The organism is Microbulbifer sp. ABM4_008, from assembly GCF_056311705.1.
Window position 1 is genome coordinate 46,000 of the sequence record NZ_CM149970.1, and the last position, 19,566, is coordinate 65,565.

At 51.5% G+C, this 19,566-nt stretch carries 22 protein-coding genes; 7 read left to right on the forward strand and 15 right to left on the reverse strand.

Features of this window, described 5'->3' with window-relative positions; all coding sequences use genetic code 11:
* Window positions 1–41: 41 nt before the first annotated feature.
* Entirely contained in the window at window positions 42–707 is a 666-nt protein-coding gene (locus ACYX4J_RS00200) for a lysoplasmalogenase (protein ID WP_444926193.1), read from the reverse strand.
* A gap of 202 nt (window positions 708–909) precedes the next feature.
* Here ACYX4J_RS00200 and cysK point away from each other — a divergent pair, with 202 nt between their 5' ends.
* From cysK to ACYX4J_RS00225, 5 genes are all read left to right on the forward strand, one after another.
* A complete protein-coding gene (gene cysK, locus ACYX4J_RS00205) occupies window positions 910–1,827 on the forward strand; it encodes a cysteine synthase A (protein ID WP_476177609.1) in 918 nt (305 codons plus the stop codon).
* A gap of 38 nt (window positions 1,828–1,865) precedes the next feature.
* Window positions 1,866–2,702 (forward strand): 3'(2'),5'-bisphosphate nucleotidase CysQ, encoded by an 837-nt coding sequence (gene cysQ / locus ACYX4J_RS00210; protein ID WP_108734879.1) that lies wholly within the window; start codon window positions 1,866–1,868, stop codon window positions 2,700–2,702.
* A 104-nt stretch (window positions 2,703–2,806) separates the two neighbouring features.
* Entirely contained in the window at window positions 2,807–3,010 is a 204-nt protein-coding gene (locus tag ACYX4J_RS00215; RefSeq protein ID WP_108734878.1) for a hypothetical protein, read from the forward strand.
* 219 nt (window positions 3,011–3,229) lie between these two features.
* Window positions 3,230–3,487 carry a type II toxin-antitoxin system HicB family antitoxin gene (locus ACYX4J_RS00220; RefSeq protein WP_108734877.1) on the forward strand — a complete coding sequence of 86 codons (258 nt, stop codon included), beginning with the start codon at window positions 3,230–3,232 and terminating at the stop codon, window positions 3,485–3,487.
* Between the two features lie 51 nt (window positions 3,488–3,538).
* Window positions 3,539–4,144, forward strand: coding sequence for an outer membrane beta-barrel protein (locus ACYX4J_RS00225; protein ID WP_476177610.1), 606 nt, complete (start codon window positions 3,539–3,541; stop codon window positions 4,142–4,144).
* Window positions 4,145–4,257: 113 nt separating this feature from the next.
* Here ACYX4J_RS00225 and ACYX4J_RS00230 read toward each other — a convergent pair whose 3' ends face one another.
* The 9 genes from ACYX4J_RS00230 to ACYX4J_RS00270 all read right to left on the reverse strand — a co-directional run bounded on the left by ACYX4J_RS00230 (window position 4,258) and on the right by ACYX4J_RS00270 (window position 15,123).
* Window positions 4,258–6,411, reverse strand: a complete 2,154-nt coding sequence (locus ACYX4J_RS00230; protein ID WP_476177611.1) for a TonB-dependent copper receptor — start codon at window positions 6,409–6,411, stop codon at window positions 4,258–4,260.
* Between the two features lie 203 nt (window positions 6,412–6,614).
* Window positions 6,615–7,082, reverse strand: a complete 468-nt coding sequence (locus tag ACYX4J_RS00235) for a hypothetical protein (RefSeq protein WP_476177612.1) — start codon at window positions 7,080–7,082, stop codon at window positions 6,615–6,617.
* Between the two features lie 328 nt (window positions 7,083–7,410).
* A complete protein-coding gene (locus tag ACYX4J_RS00240; protein ID WP_444895786.1) occupies window positions 7,411–8,808 on the reverse strand; it encodes a DUF58 domain-containing protein in 1,398 nt (465 codons plus the stop codon).
* Window positions 8,805–9,809 carry an AAA family ATPase gene (locus ACYX4J_RS00245; protein WP_444895787.1) on the reverse strand — a complete coding sequence of 335 codons (1,005 nt, stop codon included), beginning with the start codon at window positions 9,807–9,809 and terminating at the stop codon, window positions 8,805–8,807. The genes ACYX4J_RS00240 and ACYX4J_RS00245 overlap by 4 nt, the downstream gene beginning before the upstream one ends.
* Window positions 9,806–11,116, reverse strand: coding sequence for a DUF4350 domain-containing protein (locus ACYX4J_RS00250; protein ID WP_476177613.1), 1,311 nt, complete (start codon window positions 11,114–11,116; stop codon window positions 9,806–9,808). Before ACYX4J_RS00250 ends, ACYX4J_RS00245 begins: the two co-directional genes overlap by 4 nt.
* Entirely contained in the window at window positions 11,106–12,692 is a 1,587-nt protein-coding gene (locus ACYX4J_RS00255; protein ID WP_476177614.1) for a DUF4129 domain-containing protein, read from the reverse strand. The genes ACYX4J_RS00250 and ACYX4J_RS00255 overlap by 11 nt, the downstream gene beginning before the upstream one ends.
* Window positions 12,682–13,656 carry a stage II sporulation protein M gene (locus tag ACYX4J_RS00260; protein WP_476177615.1) on the reverse strand — a complete coding sequence of 325 codons (975 nt, stop codon included), beginning with the start codon at window positions 13,654–13,656 and terminating at the stop codon, window positions 12,682–12,684. Before ACYX4J_RS00260 ends, ACYX4J_RS00255 begins: the two co-directional genes overlap by 11 nt.
* Before the next feature lie 12 nt (window positions 13,657–13,668).
* The gene (locus ACYX4J_RS00265; protein ID WP_444926184.1) at window positions 13,669–14,352 is read right to left on the reverse strand and encodes an RDD family protein; all 684 of its coding nucleotides are present in this window, start codon (window positions 14,350–14,352) and stop codon (window positions 13,669–13,671) included.
* A gap of 27 nt (window positions 14,353–14,379) precedes the next feature.
* The gene (locus tag ACYX4J_RS00270) at window positions 14,380–15,123 is read right to left on the reverse strand and encodes a DUF2189 domain-containing protein (RefSeq protein ID WP_444906959.1); all 744 of its coding nucleotides are present in this window, start codon (window positions 15,121–15,123) and stop codon (window positions 14,380–14,382) included.
* Between the two features lie 171 nt (window positions 15,124–15,294).
* Between ACYX4J_RS00270 and ACYX4J_RS00275 the strand changes: the two genes are divergently transcribed.
* Both ACYX4J_RS00275 and ACYX4J_RS00280 read left to right on the forward strand, forming a co-directional pair.
* Window positions 15,295–15,918 (forward strand): DUF2939 domain-containing protein, encoded by a 624-nt coding sequence (locus tag ACYX4J_RS00275; RefSeq protein WP_476177616.1) that lies wholly within the window; start codon window positions 15,295–15,297, stop codon window positions 15,916–15,918.
* On the forward strand, window positions 15,909–16,286 hold the full coding sequence (locus ACYX4J_RS00280) for a DUF2237 family protein (RefSeq protein ID WP_413663688.1): 378 nt from the start codon (window positions 15,909–15,911) through the stop codon (window positions 16,284–16,286). The genes ACYX4J_RS00275 and ACYX4J_RS00280 overlap by 10 nt, the downstream gene beginning before the upstream one ends.
* 99 nt (window positions 16,287–16,385) lie before the next feature.
* Here the strand turns inward: ACYX4J_RS00280 and ACYX4J_RS00285 are convergent, their stop codons facing one another.
* From ACYX4J_RS00285 to ACYX4J_RS00305, 5 genes are all read right to left on the reverse strand, one after another.
* Window positions 16,386–17,378 (reverse strand): AgmX/PglI C-terminal domain-containing protein, encoded by a 993-nt coding sequence (locus tag ACYX4J_RS00285; RefSeq protein ID WP_476177617.1) that lies wholly within the window; start codon window positions 17,376–17,378, stop codon window positions 16,386–16,388.
* A 1-nt stretch (window position 17,379) separates the two neighbouring features.
* Window positions 17,380–17,901, reverse strand: coding sequence for an ExbD/TolR family protein (locus ACYX4J_RS00290; RefSeq protein WP_476177618.1), 522 nt, complete (start codon window positions 17,899–17,901; stop codon window positions 17,380–17,382).
* 12 nt (window positions 17,902–17,913) lie between these two features.
* Window positions 17,914–18,426, reverse strand: coding sequence for a biopolymer transporter ExbD (locus ACYX4J_RS00295; RefSeq protein ID WP_108734862.1), 513 nt, complete (start codon window positions 18,424–18,426; stop codon window positions 17,914–17,916).
* Between the two features lie 11 nt (window positions 18,427–18,437).
* Entirely contained in the window at window positions 18,438–19,103 is a 666-nt protein-coding gene (locus ACYX4J_RS00300; RefSeq protein ID WP_108734861.1) for a MotA/TolQ/ExbB proton channel family protein, read from the reverse strand.
* Window positions 19,104–19,296: 193 nt separating this feature from the next.
* A complete protein-coding gene (locus ACYX4J_RS00305) occupies window positions 19,297–19,566 on the reverse strand; it encodes a hypothetical protein (protein ID WP_476177619.1) in 270 nt (89 codons plus the stop codon).

Sequence of the window (19,566 nt, forward strand, 5' to 3'; positions counted from 1 at the left end):
AAGTTTAGTTGGCTTGCCACTGCCTTCCCGGATCGTTTGCATTATGCCTGGGCGCGGCGGATTCCGTACAGGATACACAGTTGCGCACTGTAGTAGGTGAGCATAATGGCGGCATCGGCTAGCGGTAGTGGGGTGATGAACTTGTTAATAGCAATCAATGTATCTGAAGCCATAAAGATGACAGCCCCGGCAAATAGCAGGGTGGCGTCACCCTTGTGCATTGCGGCGGCGACTGCCATGGCGAGGATAGCCAGCAGATACGCTAATACTGCTGGGGCTAAATCTCCAGCAGCAGGGAGGATAATTTGAGCCAAAAGCAGTGCGGCAATCACTATAGGCAGTGTCCGAATAAGGTTGCGCCGATTGGGGGGCTCCGCAAAACGCAGGAAGCCCAGCGCGTAGATTAGCTGGGCAATAAGAAAAGCACCCAGTCCAAACACAAAGTGTTGGGGGAATTGCATTTCGAGGAGTACATCCCCGATGGCGGAGGAGCTGAGGGCTAGAAAAGTGAAAAGCAGGGTTTTGCCCCGCAGCTCCAGTCTGGCAATCATCATTAGGCACAGTATCGGCAGCGCTTTTAGCGCGGGCATCCACAAGTTATCCAGCTTCCAGGTATCCAGAAAGATGAATAAAGTGGCACTGGCCAGGAACATCGGTACCAGGTAATTGCGAAAGTTGTGCTGGGGTGCGGAATTTTCTACGGACATAGGTACTTACCTTATTTTTATTTTGTATACCTCCCCATCAATTTAACGGTTTTCCTCCGCATCATCGATAGCTTGTACTCTCTAATTCCAATTGAGTTTTCTCCAGTGCCGGCCGCGGGACATTTCTGGGGTAATATGGGGCATCGAAAATACATGCCCGGCAGTTGTTTGCCTTGAGCACTAGTCATGGAGAGCCTCACTGATGAAAGCGGCCAATATTCTGGAAACAATCGGCAATACCCCTCACGTAAGAATCAATCACCTCTTCCGCCCCGATATAGAAGTTTGGATGAAGGTAGAGCGTTTTAATCCGGGTAGCAGTATTAAGGACCGAATTGCCTTGGCGATGATTGAGGATGCGGAGCGTCGTGGAGCCCTGCAGCCCGGTGGGGTAATAATCGAACCGACCTCTGGTAATACGGGTATTGGACTGGCGATGGTTGCTGCCGTGAAGGGTTATCGCCTGATCCTGACCATGCCGGAGTCTATGTCGGTAGAGCGTCGCCAGGTCATGAAGGCAATGGGCGCAGAATTGGTCCTTACACCTAAAGAGCGCGGTATGGGCGGCGCTATTGCTAAGGCGGAGGAGTTATTGGCCTCACATGCGAATAGCTGGATGCCCCAACAATTTAATAACCGCGCCAATGCCCAGGTGCACCGGGATGTTACTTCCAAGGAAATCTTGGCAGATTTTCCTGACGGGCTGGATTATATGATTACCGGTGTGGGTACTGGCGGGCATATCACTGGTTGTGGTGAAGTCTTAAAAGAGCACTTTCCCAAATTACAGGTCTATGCGGTAGAGCCGGAGAAATCACCGGTGATTAGCGGTGGAGAGAAAGGCCTGCATCGTTTGCAGGGTATCGGCGCCGGCTTTGTACCCCAGGTACTCAATACGGAAGTACTCGACGGTACTGTATTGGTGAGTGAGGAAGACAGTTTTGCAATGGCGCGTCGTTGCGCATTAAAAGAGGGAATTTTTGTGGGTATCTCCTCCGGTGCCAGCCTTGCGGCCCTGAAAAAGCGCGAAGGGGAGATGGATGCGGGCAGCCGGGTACTGGTGTTCAGCTATGACACTGGTGAGCGCTACCTGTCCGTTCAGGACCTTTTCTCCGCCTAAGATTTTAAAATGGTGAGTTCACAGAGTATGGAGTTGTAATGGATAAAGCACTTTTGGAGCAGGTGATAGAGATTTGCAAACGCGCGGGAGAGGCGATTCTCGAGGTTTATCACAGCAGCGCTGAGTTGGAAGTCGAGACAAAGAAAGATGATTCCCCAGTAACTGCCGCAGATCTGGCCGCTCACAAAGTACTGGAACCGGCGTTAGCACAGCTTATCGAGGGGGTACCGGTTTTATCAGAAGAGCAGGAAATGCCCTCGTTCGAAGAGCGCAGTCAGTGGCAGCGTTACTGGATTGTCGATCCGCTCGATGGCACCAAAGAATTTATCCGACGAAACGGTGAATTTACCGTAAATGTCGCGTTAATCGAAAATGGCGAGCCCGTTTTGGGGGTGGTTTACGTACCGGTACTGAATATCACTTATGCCGGCTGCAAGGGCGAAGGAGCCTTTAAGCGCGATGCCAATGGCGAAACTGAAATTCGGGTGCGTCCACTGAAGCCGCGCCTGGATAATAGTGAAGTTGTTGAGCTTGTGGCCAGCCGCAGCCATGGAACTGGCACCGTCGACCAGCTGGTACAACGTATCGAGTCTGAACTGGGAGCTGTCGAGTGCAAAAATATGGGCTCCTCGCTGAAATTATGCCTGGTTGCTGAGGGGGCAGCAGATTTGTATCCGCGTCTGGCTCCTACTTGCGAGTGGGATACAGCGGCAGCTCAAGCCGTAGTTGAAGCAGCAGGTGGTATTGTTGTGGATGAAGAGTTTAATTTGTTGCGCTACAACACCAAAGACTCTCTGCTAAATCCCTTTTTCTATGTAATTGGCGATTCTTCTTTTGATTGGCAATCCCTACTGCTGGATAAGTCCGCTGCTTAGGGTGTGACGCCAGTAAATATATAGAGAGCATTTTTGTGCCTCCACCACCACTGGTGGAGGCTTTAAAGGGGATTTGGATATTTCCAAATTCAGGAGGCTCACTGATGTCTGGACCCGATCTGCGCTTTAACCAGGATAAAGGTGAAATTCGCTGTTTGCGCCGGGAACTGGAGGAGGAAATAAACTGGTTGCAGCGGCATTTTGAAGCCCTCTCCAATGCAGTCGATGCAAATGATATTGCGCTGCGGCGCACTTATAACAGCATGCTATTTTCCCGCCGAGCCCTATTAGGTAGGATGCCCCGTTAACTAAATTCCAAGTATTTTCTAGTGTGAAAAACTGTAGTGCTGCAGGTTTTAATTTGAATACGGCAGTTCTTCCTACTCAGTGCTGTCACTTATAGTGTTGAATCTGTGCCAGCGCGAAATATTATTTCCCGGCTAATTAGCTAATTTCCTTGCCAAATTCCCCCGTAAAATGTAAAGCAGTCTACGCTTTGGAAAGCTAATACATAAGAGTATTTTTCAATGCGCTACCCGGTTGTGGTGCACAATATTGAATATGCCGGATTTGGTGCCATTGCACCGGATCTGCCGCATTGCCACTGCTATGCCGATACCCTTGAGGGGACCCTGCAAAAAATGGCTGAAACGATTTTTCAGCGGTTGGAAGAGCTCCGTCAGGCTGGACAACCAATGCCGCAAGCAGGCGATGTAGACAACCTGAAGAAAAACCCGGCTTTTGTAGGAGGCGTCTGGGCCATTATTGATGTAGAAACAACTTGAAATAATTCACTGAGCTTGAACTTGATGACTGGCTTTTTGATGTGAGTGGCGATGATAAAGCTATCCGTCTACCTGCTTTCCTTTTTTATAGCTGCGACCAGTTATGGATTCGAGGCGAATAATCCTTTTGATGGTGTCGCCACGGGAGAGTACCGGATTATCGGTACTGTTGGTTTTGGGAGTGGCGAGCAGCAGTTAAATAAGCAGCGGGATTCTTTTGGCTATGTCAGCCTTGGAATTACGCCGGCGGTAGGAGTCTGGCAAGTTGAGCTGCGGGCGTCACATTTTGATGACAATCATGTCACAGTAGATCAGGTAGGTTTAAATTTTAAAATTGATTTTACCCTGAATTGTCACGTTCAATGTCTCTATTGGATGGTGGGATATAATTATGCCGATGTGGATTTGAACAATGTTTTAAGAAGAGGCTATTGGTATCGAGAATACCCACCATTTTATCCGGATGATCGATATATCTATATTATTGATGCCAGTGGCAGTGATACCTTTTGGAACGCCGGAGTGGGTTACCGAATTATGTGGACTCAAGATTTCGATACTTCATTAGAGTATAACTACAATAATATTGGCAAAATAGAACGTGTTAACCTCGGGCATCTGCGTACCCTGAGTTTGAATTTTTCCTACCGCTTTTAGTATGCCCTCCGCCTTTTAACCTATTTTTCTCAATAATTTATTCGTAGAAATTTCTTAATTAAATACTGATTTTTTTAGAGAATGGAAAAGGGGCCCTGGGGCCCCAATAGCTTTTAAATTCGATAAATGGCTTTCAGCCAGAAGGTGCGTCCCGGTTCGTTAACCCGAGTCAACTGATCGAAACCAATAATATTGGCTCCAGAGCGACTGATATATTCAGCGTAAGTCTCATCGAATAGGTTATCGATACCGGTAGTTACCAGTACACTTTTACTGGGTTTCCAGCCGGCATTGATGGAAACGACGTTGGCAGAGTCAGTTGCACCAATATCCTGACCAACAATATTGCCTTTGCCGATATCCACTCGGTCCTGGCTTGCGATAGCGCGCCATAAAACACCTGCTGACCACTGGGCCTGTTCATAGTAGAGTCCCAGGCGGCCCTCCAGAGGCGGCAGTTGTGCCAAGGTAGTGCCATCGGTTTCGTTGGCACCGCGAACAGATGTTACGGTGAATTCAGTGCGCCACTGCTCATTGAGTTGATATGAGGAGTCAAACTCCAAACCCCAGGAGCGTGCCTGGATGTTTCTGACAATGGAGGTAGTGCGAGTATCGGAGGAGTCCATACCATCCATATTCATACTACCCATAGAGTCCATGCTACTCATTACTGCCGCTTTTTCGTAATCCTTCTCAATCATCAGGTAGTCATCAATCTGATTGACGAATCCGGAGACACTGGCAGAGAGTTTTTCACCGCGATAGATATAGCCGATATCCAGCTGGGTGGTCTTTTCTGATTCGATATCCAGTGCGCTGTAGGAGTCTGCTGTCTCGTAGGAGAAAATTTCCCAATAATCGGGGAAGCGCTCAGTGTAGCCGAGCCCGGCAAAGAGTGTGGCAGAACTATTGGGGCCGCTTTCGAGACCATATTCATAGCGCAGGAAGCCGCTGCTCAATAGCTCTGAGCGAGTTTCTCCCGCAGTGGGGTTATCCACTGAGGACATCATGGATATAGCAACCTCATCGCGAAGGTCTTTTACTTCCCAATCATCCACTCGTGCACCGGCGATCCAGCGCTGATTGGCTGCGACCTGCCAACTGACCTCAGAAAATAACCCCAGCTGGCTAAATTCGGCATCGGCCTCTCGCTTCATATCCCGGTAGTCCATGGTGGACTGGTTCATGGTCGAGCGGCCGGTGTGGCGATTTTCCCGGGCATCAATTCCACTGGTCAATTCCACACCGTCCATAGGCGTAAACACCAGAGCCATCTTGAAACCTGTGGTCTCACTATCGAGATTCATGACCATGGGGGTAGCGGTGCTGGATAACTCGCGCAGGCTGTAGTTATCCATTATGTGGTCGATATAGTTGTAGTAGGCCTGGAGCTCAATTGAGTCGAGCCAGCTACTGATATTGCTGCGGACATATTTCGCTTTGTAGCTCTCACGGGCAAACTTGGAACCGTCGACTCCCCGATCTGCATAGGCAGCTTCACCATCGCTAAATGCAGTATCAAACTCGACCCGTGTATCGTCGCTGGGTGTCCAGGCCAAATTGACCTGGCTGCTCCAGCGCTCATAACTGGAATTTACCTCATTGCCATCTCCGTCTTCGTAGTCGTCCGCAGATGCCGAGGTCGAGGAGCTGCGGATAGAAAACTGCGGCGAACTATAGGAGATATCGAATAGACCATCGCGGCGCTCGGCACTGGCGCCGAGCAGGCTTGCATGCATATTCCAGTCGCTTTCAGTGGGGCGCTCCTGCTGCTGGTTAAACACAACTACGCCGGCGGAATTTCCGGGGCCATAGAGGACGCTCTGTGGCCCTTTAATAACTTCAATTTCGTCCATTGCCTCGGGAAAAATATAGGCTGTAGGTGGGTCCATTCGGCTGGGACAACCACCCGCCATTGTTTCTCCATCCACTACCATTCCCAGGCGCGAGCCCCCCATTCCACGAAGCATCGGATCGCCACTGGTGCCGCCTTTACGCACTACGGAAAATCCCGGAATTGTTTTCAGGTAGTCGGCGCCGTCATTGGCAGGTAATGGCTGACGGGGTTTTTTCGGGTCGGTTACCAGGTTGAGGGGGAGTTCAGTTTTTACCCCAGTAACCACCATTTGTTCCATTTCACTATCTTTTAATGTCTCTGACTCTTCGGATTCTTCCGCTGCGAGATGTGCTGAAAAGGTACAGCAGGCAGCGAGTGCCAGGCTGAGAGGTTTTTTCAGAAAAATTTTTGCGTTGATGCTCTGATGCATGGTTTTCAATCCTTTTCGCTGGCGTTTCGAACACGCAGCAGTGAGCGCGCAGGCCTGAGTAACATTTGGCGCACGCGACATATCCCCACTTGAAAAAGTGGTCGTATTTTGGCAAGACCCAAAGCGCTGAAAATGTTAAGACAGCAATGAGACTTGCGGTCCACAGCGAACTGCGGAGTGATGATGTTGGAATAAAAAAGGAATTAAACCGGGGGAGCGCGAATTAGTGGGCGGCTGTAAGCGTTAGAGATAACGCGGAAAAAAGCCGGACAAGAGGGCGGTTGAGTAAAACCGGGTAGGACTATTTCCAGTTCTGTAGTTGGTGCGCTGGCAATACTGGCAGCGGCGGAAAAATTACAATGGTTATCGGCAAATGAGTGAGCGGTAAGCGTATCGTGGTTGTGGCTTGCAGAGTGGTCGCCGTGATGATCGCTGTGGGAATTCGCTTTGAGGGCATTGAGCAATAAAGCGCTGCGGCTATCGCCATGGCAGAGCCCATAGGGCGTTCCCGCTGCAAAATCTGCCGGCATAAAACCTGCAGGAACCAGGCCTCGCGCGCTGAGAAATACCAGCAATAGCAATAGCGCCTGCCACTGGGACAGACGGGAACAGTATTGGATGGTGCGCTTACCGCTCATAAATAAGAAGGTCTGTACTTTGCCCGGGCCCATTTTAAATACCCGGAGATGAGTAACAAGAGGTTAACGGGTGATACAGCAAAGTGCCACTGCCCCAAGTTAACTTTTGCGAACTAATACGAGGTAAATTGAGCTTTATCAGGTTTTGTTGGAATTTAATTTCTTTTCTTCAGCGCATTCTAAAAATAAATCTAACTTTGCTGGAAGCTAAAGGTTCCAGGAGGTAGCGCGCTCAATAAGAGATTCCCGGGATTGGGGAGAGTTCCCGGACAGCCCTGGATTATTGCGAGTAGTGGGAAGGTTATAGAGAAGGTTTAAATAGTGGGGGCTCGGAGAGTCCCCACTCGGTGAATTTGACGATTCAGATTCTGCCGCTGCGCTTTAGGCGCCAATAGGCCTCTACCAGAGACTGGTGCAAAAGCTCCGGCCTCGAGTCAACCACTATGACATTGTGTGCCTGCAAATGCTGAAGTAATTGCTCCCTGCGGCGCAGGAAGTCCCTCGCTGCTGCGCTGTTTACTGCACTGTCAAAGTTCTGAATCGGCTGTTGCAGCAATTTGTCCACAGAAGTCTCCCGCAGACTGGCAATCATCACCAGGTGATTGCGCGACAGCAATTTGACTGCTGCTAGGAGTTCGTCACTATCTTCATCGCGCAAGTTGGTAATCAGGATTACCAGGGCACGTCGCTTGTGGTGGGCCATCAACTGTTGTGCGGCGCTAGTGTAATCTGCGCTACTGGTGCCAGAGTGGAGGTCGTAGACATTATTCAGCAGTAGGTTGATCGCACTTTCGCCTTTTACTGGAGGCAGCTGTCCACCACTGCTCTCCTGTGCCGCAGCAAATGCCTGCAAGCCGACCGCGTCCCCCTGTTTGATGGCGACATAAGCTGAAAGTAGCAAGCCATTGAGTGCGTGGTCAAAGTGGCTCAGCTCGCCGTCTTTCGCACGCATCCGGCGGCCGCAATCCAGCATATAAATAATTTCCTGGTCGCGTTCGTCCTGGTATTCACGGCTGATCAGTTTGCGCAGCCGTGAGCTCGCGCGCCAGTCCACCTGTCGCTGGCTGTCTCCCTGGCGGTATTCCCGTAGTTGGCGGAAGTCCATGCCCTCACCGCGACGCTGCTGCTGGTGCAACCCCATCAGGCGCAGGCTCTGTTCGGTGGAGAGAGATTGCAGTGAGGATATACCGAGAAAATTGGGGTAGACCTTGACGGTCTGCTCCTGTCCCAACCATACCCTCGTCTGCCAGAGTCCCCAGGGAGAGTTGGCCAGTACCTCGATTCGTCCGAAAGAGGCGCTGCCGCGGCGACGGGGTACCAGGTCGTACTCGATGGTGATTTCCTGGTCCGGGTTAAGTTGTGCGGAGCGCGGCAGCCCTGTCGATCCCAGTTGCTGTGGGATTGAGTCGGAAACCTGGAGTAATAGTGGGCGTGGGCCGGTATTGTGAAGTTTTAGCCGCGCAGTATTGCGTACGCCCAGGGCCAGGTTGCCGGGCAATCGCCGCAGCCCCTGCAGACCGGTTACACGGTAACCGGTGAGATAGTCCAGCAGGGTGGCGCTGATTAACAGGGCACTCGCTCCCCACCAAAGGTTGCCGATAAATGAGCTGGCTTGCGGAAACCAAATTCGCGCTGCTGTAATTGCCAGAGCCGCCAGGCACCAGTAGCCGAGCAGTTTGACCAGGCGCGGACTCGGGCCGGTGCGACCGCTTTGTGCTGGTGCTGCCTGTTGCTCTGTTGCAGCTACAGTCTGTGTCACAGTCGCGGCGCCTCAACACTGTCGATAATCATTGCCAGCGCCGTATCAGCAGTTTCACCGTCAATTTCCATATCTGGAGATAGGCCGATACGGTGGCGCATTACCGGGATGGCCATGGCCTTGATATCATCCGGCAGTACAAATTCCCGTCCCTGTAACAGCGCATTGGCGCGAGCTGCCTGCAGCAGGCCGATACTGGCGCGTGGGCCGGCGGGGCTGCGCAGCTGCGGTGATTGGCGGGTGGCGCGCACCAGCCGCACGGCGTAATTCAATACCTGTTCGTCCAAGCCCACCTGGGGCACCAGGGCCTGAAGTTGCTGCAATCCCTCGACAGTAATTTCTCCGGCCAGCTTTTCCTGCAGGCTGCGCTCAATTCGGCCACTGCTGGCGGCGGCGGCCAATTTCAGTTCCGCTTCGAGGCTGGGGTAATCGATGAGGACTTTCAGCAGGAATCGGTCCAGTTCCGCCTCTGGCAGCGGGTAGGTACCTTCCTGCTCGATGGGGTTTTGAGTGGCGAGTACCATAAATGGACTGGGTACTTTCAATGCCTGGCCGTCGATAGTGACCTGCTTCTCCTGCATCACCTCCAGTAGGGCGGCCTGGGTTTTGGCGGGGGCGCGGTTGATTTCATCCGCCAGCAGCAGGTTGGTAAATACCGGCCCGCGACGCACCTCAAAGCGGCTCTCTCCCATGTTGTACATGGCGTGGCCGGTAACGTCGGCGGGCATCAAATCCGGGGTAAACTGGATGCGGCGGAAATTGCCGCCAAAGCAGTTGGCCAGGGTGCGCACCAGAAGGGTTTTGCCGAGTCCGGGTACACCTTCGAGCAGTACGTGGCCAGAAGCCAGCAGAGCTACGAGTACCTGGTCAACCACCTGCTCCTGGCCAATCAGCAACCGGTTGATATTGTTGCGCAGTATCTGAAGTTTGGCGGACGCAGCCTGCCAGTCAGGTGACGGGCCCGTGGTTTGTTGTTCTGGTTGAAGGGTGGTCTCGTTCATAGGACTGCCTCGATTCGCTGCAGATTACGCATGTGTTCAGTAAATGTTTCTTCGGTTGTGGGGGGCTTGCCCCACAGGGTTTCAACTATTAGCCGTTCATCCATACCAGTGGAGGCACAGAGCTTGTCGCACAGTTTGCGTTTTTTAGTGGCGTTGATATGGGTGGCGCCAAGACGACGTAGAAGTTCTTCCCGATGGCCGCGCAGCAGGGTTTCCCCCTGGTCGTCCTGCCAGTAGTAATGGCCGCAGGCGGATATATGTTCTAGCAGAGAACGGCGGGACACTTCTGGCTCCGGCTGCAAGGGGCCGAAGCGGCGCCCGTGTAGTAATAGCCAAGCGAGTAAGGCCAGTGCGCCGGCGAGAAAAAACTCTGCAGCGTATTGACGAGCAACCTTAGAAAGGGTTTCAAAGCGGGGGCGGGTGAGAAAGACAAACTCTCCTTCGCCGGCCAGCAATTGTAAGAAATAGGCGTGATCGAAGTGGCCAATACGCTGGGACTGCCACAGGGTGCTGTCAGTCATCAGGGTAATCACACCATTGCCGCGCTCGAACTGCATAAACGGTACGCCGACATCGCCGCGTCGTACTTTTGCCCAGAAGACAGGTCCATCGGTGATAGTCTCGTCATTAAACGAAGGGTGGTAGAGCAGGTGGCTGGCATCGAGGTATAGCTGTATTTCGCTGCCGCCCTCAACAGGCAGGGTTACCAGATCCTCTTCTGACACATCGGGGTTGCGAGGTTCCTCTTGTTCCTTCGGCTCATCTTCCGTTTCGCCTTCGTCCAGTTTGCGATTGTGCTCCCGCATGGCATCAGCGGGGCTCTGCTCAGGCTCGAGTACCGCATCCTCCCCGAGCAGTTGCTCCAGGGTTTCTTGCAGTTCGAACTTGTTGTGCCCCTCTTCGATGGAGACGTCCATGGACTCAAGTAGCCAATCGCGGTTTTCACTGCGCCCGGAGTCGCTGTCGAAGTTGCCGGTATAGGCTACAACGATGGCGTGGCCACCGCGCTCGACCCACTCGAGAAGCTCTTGGGCCTTGGTGGGGTTATAAACCTGGCTGGAGCTGCTGATAAACAGGGTGGCATCGGAGGAGAGGCCTTGGAGTACAGATATATTATCTGCCTGACGCGGCGCCAGTTGGATATCGGTGAGGTATCTTTCTGCTGCCAGGTAGGGATTTCGTCTGGCTTCCATGCTCCAGCCGCTGTCGATCTCCTTGGAGTAGCGCTCGTAGAAAGTGAGGAATAGCCATACAAGTGCAACGCCACTTATGACCAAAGCTGCCAACAGAATTCTCTTAGCGGTCATTGCCAAATTCCTCCTGCCATTGGCTACAAAGTGAGCTTACCTGAGCCTCTTTTGGCGGCCGGTGGGCATAGGCAAGCTGCTGCCAGTTTGCAGTAAGCTCTTGTACAAATTGACTCAGGGCGGGACTTACTGGGCGCTGTACTTCATTCGGCTCCTGTTGCCTTACTTGTACCAGCTGTGCGCATTCACTTTCGGTAAGGTGATCGCCAAAATAAAACTCGAAGTCTTCAATCAGGTGAGAGAGGGTGGCGCGGTACAATAGTCCCAAACTGGCTCGCTTGTCTCCCTCTGTCCACAGGCGCATGACCTCAGCGCAAACGTCATCGGGCAGACTCGATTGGCGTACATCCAGGCCGAATAGGGTTTCGGGGACGGGCTGCTTTTTCTTTGGCTTAGGCTGCCATTTCAAGCTCTGAAGAATTTTATCGTGATGTCTCCAAAGCAAATAGCCCAGGCCGAATACCAAGCCAATCCAAAGCAGCAGCTCCAGGATTTTCGCAATTGTTGGGCCCCATTTAACTTCATCGTCAACTTCAGGCGTATCTTTAGAGTTCTCAAAAAGCCATTCGATAAAGTTAATTAACCACTCGGGGAACTTTTCTTTGACGGCTTCTGTTTCAGATTTGTCTTTTTGGCGCCAACCACTGATCTCTTTCATTTGATGAAAGTCATCGCCGGCGAGAATTTCGTCAATATGCTCTTGGGCCTGCTGCGGGGTTTCCAAGGATGCGGCGCTGGCGGGGGGCGCTGGAATTAATGAGCCAAAGGTGAGCCCGCAGATCAGGATTAGGGCAGCAGTGCTTGGTTTTCTTCTGCGGTGAGACTCCTGTTCACGCTGCTGGCGTTCCAGCAGGTCCCGAAACTGGATTTCTATATCCCAGCCTTCCAACTCAATACGACGGCCAATATAAAGGCAAAATCCGCTAACGATATAGAAGGGGGCTACTGCTGCCATAACAAACAGGTAGAGCCCGTTATACATCCATTCCAGCCATTGAGTATCCCCTTGGAGCAGAGGGATCCAATCGATCCCATCGGAATACTGTTCAGGGATAAACAGAAATGCCATCACACTTAATGCGGCAAGTAGAAATATCTCAATATGGTAAAGCGTTAGTGTTAGCCAGGTAGCGGCCCCAGAGTGTTTGCGGTGCAGTACCCCAAGGCGCGAGGTACGGGCCTTGCCCGTGGATTGCTCCAGCACGGTGACTGGCATATCGAAAGAGCGTGTGGGGCTCAGCCGACGGAGGGTAAGCCACATAAACCAGTCGCGACGATTTTGGCTAAAGAAATGCTTCAATGCCTCACCAATGGATACCGGTGATCCAAATAATGCGCGGCTGATCATAAACAGGGGCAGTCGATCAAATACGGGTTTCAGCCACCAAATAAAAAAGATGGAGAGCGTTGGTGACTCCGGAAAGAGCCAATAACACAAGACAAATAAAGGTGCTGCAGGCAACAGGTAGACTATAAAAAGTTGCCACCAGTATTTTCGTGCCAGGGCGATACCGAGATCGACAGACTCCCAGGGAGAGCGCAAGCGGGCACGCACGGCCAGATTCTTAATTTGCATGAGTTGCGCCCTCCCTGCGTCCTGCCAGGATAAAGTACGCAAAGACCAGTACCCAAAACAGGGCGCCTACCCCGAGCTTGATCGCAATCGGTGTGCTGGCACTGGAGGACCAGAAGGCTTCAAGGAAAGCGGCAATCACCAGCATCAGGAAAGTGCCGTACATAATCTTCATTGCTTCGACAGCGGCCAGGCGCAGTGCGACCGTGCGTCGGTGTTGGCCCGGATCCACTAGAGAGCGCCCCAATATCAGGCCCGCTGCTCCCGCCAGTACTATGGCGGTCAACTCAAAGGCGCCGTGGCCAATCACAAATGGGTAGAAGGTGGAGACAAAGCCCACCCGGGTGATATGCCCAAACGCTGCGCCAATATAGATGCCGTTAAACACCAGGAAGAAAATTGAGCCCAGGCCAAACAGTACACCGCCGGCAAAGGTGCGAAAGGCGATGCCAATATTGTTTTTGATATAAAAACCGAACATGAACAGGTCGGTATCAGAGCCGCGCTCGCGGCCCAGTACCCGGTTGCCCGGATCATACATGGATTCAAAACCCATAACCTGTTCCGGTGACATTACTGCGTACACCAGGGCATCGTTGTTGTAAGTGCCGACTCCCAGGATCAGGCCTGGTATTAAAAACAAAGCGGATGCCAGCAGTACTGCGCGGCTATTAGCGCGCACGGCTTGGGGAAAACCTGCCAACAAATAGTGCAACCATCCCTTGCGGCGCAAGGTTTCCTGGCGGTAGACACGGTGATGTGCCGCCATAACCAGCTGGTTGAGGTGGTCTATCAGGCGGTTGGTATATTGCCGCTCCTTTGCCATTGCCAGCTGTTGGCAAAGGTTGCGGTAGGCGACGGGTAGGTCCATGGCCGCAACTTCGGACTTGTTCTGATCCGCTTTCAGCCAGGCTTCTAATTGCTCCCAGCTGTCGCGGTAGCGATTCTCAAAGTCTCTCTGCTTCATAGGTACCTCTGCCTATCCCCTGCCACCGAGTAGCCAACTGCCCACGGAGCGCAGGTAGCTCAAGGCATCGCTGTCCCTTTTCCGAGTAATCGGCTCGAGCAGATTGGCGAGCTCTTGCTGACGCGCTTCGCTTAAATCCTGGTGGCGCTCCAAAAGGCTGACCAGTGCCTGTTGGTCCTGCTGGCGAAGGTTTTGCGGTGGTGGGAGCGGGGTGGTATCCGGCAGGGCAACTGGTGCCTTTTCCTCTTCGCGATAGACCACCAGGGTGGCTGCTGCCAGGTCGCCAAGGCGCTGGAAGTGACGCCCCAGTGTCATGCTTATTACGCCAGTGGCGTAGGCAAATGGCATAAAATCCGCGAAGCGTAACAGGTTGCGAACGATGGATGCTCCCCAGGACACCGGCGTAAGGTTGTCGTTGACCACCATTAGGCCAAAGGCTTTTTTGCCCGGTGTTTGCCCACCGCGTAAAACTTCAAAAAGCACCGGGTAAAACCACTCGAGAAAAAAGGCGCAGACGAGCCAGATACCCGCACCGGCAAAGCCGGCAAATAGCAAGGCAAAGCCGATCGCGGCCAATATCAATGATCGATAAAACACATCCACTGCATACGCAAGGATACGCGGCACAGGCCCAGCGGCCCGCGCGCGCAAATCAATCCCCTCGGGTGTTTCGACGTTATAGGTGGTATCCAGCAAGCCACCGCTCCTGTCTGGTAGAGAAATTTAATTGTGATTGGGAACGCCGAAAACTTTTCGGTAGGCAACACCAAAAGCGATACTACAGAGGGGGATTGCCCAAATCAGGCCGATAAGCAGAGGAATGCTGCCAGCTAAAAAGATCAGTATCATAACAATTGCGAAACCAAGGAAGGCAAACCAGTTCTTAGTGATGGCTTTACGGGAGGTTTCCAGAGCCTCCCAGGGGCTCAGATTGCGATCGGCAATTAGGGGCATTGTCATCAGATAAGCAATCATTAGGTAAATACCCGGAATTATCAGCAGTATCAGACCAACCCCAATTAGTAGATACATAACGATGGTCGCAAAGCCGAGAGGCACTATCTTGTCGAAATGAGCAAACACCTCGGTACCAGAAGTCTGCTCGTCGCGGGCGATCTTGATACCAATCATTGTCATACCCACCGCCAAGGGTGCGCCGGCAAAGGTCACGATCAGCTGAGAGAGAGCCTCGGCAAATGGCCCTGGGTTGCTGTCAGGGCTGAAAGCCGCAGTGCCGCCAGTAATTAAGGTGGCGACGATAGTAATTGCAATAATGGCAACGAAATAGAGCAATGCTCCCACCCAAACGGTGCCTTTATTACCACTCGTGCGTTGCCAAGCTTCGCTAAGAGTCTCCCCAATAGAAAACGAATAATCCCCGGCAATGCCCTTTTCAATAGAGCCTGAGTCGTCACTCACGGGGCTATTGGCCAAATTTGCTTCAGGGGCCTTATAGATGTCACTCATCCTGTTAGCTGTCCTTATTGAGATTTAGATTATTAATGGGGTGCAGAGTCTTGGGAGGGAAATATCTCATAGGCAGGAGTGGCGAACAATGCCACGCCAATACATTGGCAAATTAGGTGATACATCTTTCTCAGCATAAAATCCCCAGGGAGTGACTAAGGAATAGAATTGATGAAAAAAATACTGTGGATGAGCGGCCTGGTTTTGGTGTTGATTACCGCTGGGTATGTCGCCTTGCCGTTTTATTCCATCGAGCAATTGCAGCGTGCGGCGATAATGGCTAAATCCGATCAACCGCAGGTTAGAGCTGAGAGTATCGACACGTTAGAGCGCTATGTCGATTTTCCTGTTTTACGTGACAATTTAAAGGTCCGCTTACAGCAGCAACTTAGGAATTCCCTTAGTAATTCTATTCCTCAGGAATTTGATGAATTACTCAGTGCTGGTGCAAATTTCTTTATGGATCCACTTTTACAACAGTTTATTACTCCTGAGGGCATTGCCGACCTTCTTCGTGGGGGAGAGGATCTGGAGGCATTTCAGCGGGAAATTTATCGACAGGGTGGTGAAACACCGGATATTTCCGGAAATGAGACTTCTGCAGCGGAAGAGAATGAAGATTCCTGGCAGCGCATGGGCTGGCATTTTACCGACCTCAATCATCTGAGTGTTGAATATGGTGAGCATGGTCGGCCTGAATTGCGCATGTTGATGCAACGCAATGGTCTGCGCTGGCAGCTGGTGGACATTCAGCTAATTGGTGATAAAAGTGGAGAGAGTCAGGAATGGAGATAGAAAATTCAGTTAACGTATTTGGCGATCCACTGGTGCCTTGTAGCCTGGACCCCAAGACTGGCTTCTTTCGCGATGGCTGCTGTAACACCTGTAAAGAGGATCTCGGTTCTCACACCGTCTGCGTTGCCGTGACTGATAAGTTCTTGGAATTTTCCCGCAGTCGCGGCAATGATTTGAGCACACCGGTAGAGGAGTTTAATTTTCCCGGTTTAAAGGAAGGGGATCGTTGGTGTCTCTGTGCTGCGCGCTGGCTCGAAGCGGAGAAATTGGATATGGCACCCCGGGTATTTTTACAGAGTACACATGTGAAGGCGCTGGAAATTATTCCTATGCAAACATTGCGTCGCTATGCGCTGGATTTACTTTAGTTAATTGGGTGGATCAGCTTCTTGTCCACCTATTAACTCCCTTCAAATGGCGGCACGTCCCTGTGTCGCCACGCTACAGACAAGATAACTACTCGGAACTTAAGAAGGCAGGAAGTCGATTGAGTAGTTTTTGGTAGTACTTTCAACGTTGGCAGAACCAAAATTGATCATGCGGATTCTCGCCAGCAACTTGCGTTCAAGTGCCGGGTTATTGAGCTCGCTCTCTACCAATTTGATCGAAGCGATAGCACCATTCGGTGCGATCACCAACTGTACGGTGAGCCTTCCCTGCAGAGTTGGATCCCTGCGCAACGCACGGTTATAGATTCCAATAATAGCCTCTTTATTGGCTTCCATAACACTGCGAATGGAATCGTCGGTACGTATGGATTTTTGCCCTCTGGCCTTGGCCACCGCTTCATTGGCTGAACCCGTTGCCTGGGTACTTTGCACTCGGGTGTTCTCACGACCGGCCAGTGAGACACCACCGGTATCGCGACTCACTCTGCCGGCGGCAACGCCGCCACTGGAGGCTTTTGACTTATCCGCGATCATACTGCGTTCTATTTTAGTGGCAGTAGCATTCCCCGAGCTGAGCTGGCCCCGGCTAATATCCGATGTATTAAAACTCTCGCGCATATCCAACAGATCATCGGCGAGTGCATTCAGGCCGCTATTGGCCGCTTTCTCCCGGGCCTGCTGTACTTTGGCAACCGGGGGATTTTCAACCTTGCGCGGCTTCTCCACAGGCTTGGGCTTGTCGGGTGTTTCCGCTTTCTTTTTGGGTTTCTCTTCGGACTTTTTCTTTTCCTCGGGCTTCTTTTGCTCTTTGGGTTTCGGCTTTGGCTTGGGTTTTGGCAATTCCTTTTTTTCCAAAATCACTTTGGCCAGCTGTGGCGGTACCCTTTCGGCCTGCTCCCGGGTGAGTTCGGGTACTGGCGCCAGTGCAACGGCAATACCACTGATTGCCAGGGCTATCAGGCCACCGCGCAGCAATTTGATAAATCGCTGATCCTCCTCTCTCGAGGCGGACCAGGGAAGTACTGTTTCCTGTAGTTGCCAGGGGGCGTAACTAATGGTTGCTGTACTCATATCAGGATTCCACCCCCGAAGGATCTTCCGGCGCTGTTTGTTCTACGGCGAAAGACATATCGCGGAAGTCTGCGGCTGCGCAAGTGTGCATGATCTGCTTTAGCAATTCATAGGGAACTTGTTCATCACCTAAAATAGTCACTGCTCGGCCCAGAGTTTTCTGGGTTTCGCTCAGCTCTCCCGCTCGTTCAGCACGGTATTTAAGCTCTGTTACCAGGGCCTCAATATTCTCTGCGCTGGGATCGATATCATCGATGTTGGCGATAAATCGGTCCCCGACAAACAACTGTTTATTGTTGACCCGCACTACAGTAGTCACCTCGGGTTTCTGTTGTGAGGTGGACTTGGGCAGTTTTATGGTTTTATCAGTCTGCAGAACCTGAACATCACTGGTTGAGTTCACCAGAAGGAAAAATACCAGGATGGTGAAGATATCCATCAGTGATACCAGGTTCAGTTTTGACTGCTGCTTTTTTTGCCTTTGCCTGCGCTCTTGCAGTTTTGCGGCTGCATTTATCTTCATAGTTTGGCCCCGCTATTTTGTCTGCTCCGGTGCATCGCCGAGAGATATCTGGGGGAACAGTTCTGCATCAACAACAGATGCGGCCACTACAGCCCGGTAGCTGCGTGCAGTATCCATGGCGGCGACCAGAGTTTTGTAAGGCGTTCCCTTTTCTGACAGGATCACCAGATCATCTTTGTCGATAGATTTTTCCCGCAACTGCCGTTTTATCTGCTGTAAAACGACAGATATCGTGGCGAAATCCGGTGAGTTTTCCTCGTGTGGGATGCGTTTAACCCGCTGTCCAGCGGGATAATTAATATCGACATACTGCGTGCGCAAAACGAGTTCGAGCTGGCGGTTTTCCTCCACACTACTGGAGCTTCCATCACTGATACCCGGCAGATTCAACTTGAGCACTGAAATATGGGAAAACACCATATTTAGCAGTAACACTGGAACCAAAATGGTCATCAAACTCATAAACGAGGTGATATCAAGTTCTGCTTCCTCATGTCCACGCCGGCGAATATTTATGTTCAGCATGGCGGTATCCCTTAGCTGTTTGCAGTGCGTTGTTCCGCTTTCTGTGGGCGTCCCATGGTCAGCAGATTAAGGAATTTAACCCCGGCCATTTGCAAACTATCGACAATCTCATTGGTTTTATTTTGCAGCATTGAGTTAAACAACAGCAGGGGAATGGCAGAAATCAAACCGAATGCTGTAGTGTTCATCGCTACGGAAATACTGGTGGAGAGCATGGTCGCTTTTTCAGAGGGGTCGGCACTGGCTACTGCAGTAAATGCAGCAATCAGACCCATAATAGTGCCGAGTAGGCCCAGCAGAGTGGCAATATTAGCGAGAGTGGCCAAGTAACTGGTGCGTTTTTCCAGACGGGGAACTGCTTCGAGAATCCCTTCCTCAATAGCCAGAGCAATATTTTCCTCGCGCTTGGCAAATTGCAAAGTGTTGATGCCCGCTGCGGCGATACGGCCCATTGCTGCATCGTTGTCTCGGGCCAGCTGTAACACACTTTGATAGCTGCGTTTTTGCAACATGGGCAATACTTGTTGATACGCCTTTTTATTGGCATTCCGCGCGCGTGATAAAAATATCCAGCGCTCTACTACCATTGCCAGTCCGATAACCAGGACCACTGCAATTGGGTACATGAAGGGTCCGCCATTTTGGAAAAAACGCAGCATCGCTTGAGTGAATTCCATGATTTAATTCTCCACAGATAAAGTTATTAATTTGTAGTGCAAAAGGAGAGCAATTGAGTTCCCACCCTTGGTGTATAAAGAGGGCCGCGGGACGTTGAAGCCTGCTGCGGCGGTTCCATGTCTTCGCTGTATAAATTCAGCAGCGCCGCTTCCATACGCCGCAAAAAATTATTTTTTATTTTGATGGGTCGGCCTAATCGGTTTTTTCCTGTTCAGCTTGTAACAGCTTTATTTCCCGCCGAAATTCCGAATATTCCTGATGTTCAAATATAGAGGAGAAAGTTTGCGGCAGAACGCTGTCGAGCCTTTGTAAACTGTTGGCTTGCTTCCAGGGGATGATATATAAAACCTTAGGTTGTTCCTGGCTGCCAATTACGGTGGACTCCAGCGTTGTTATTTCCTCTGCTGTTGCACCGAGTGCAAAGATAGACAGGCTCAGTATGAGGCTAGAAAATAATTTCAT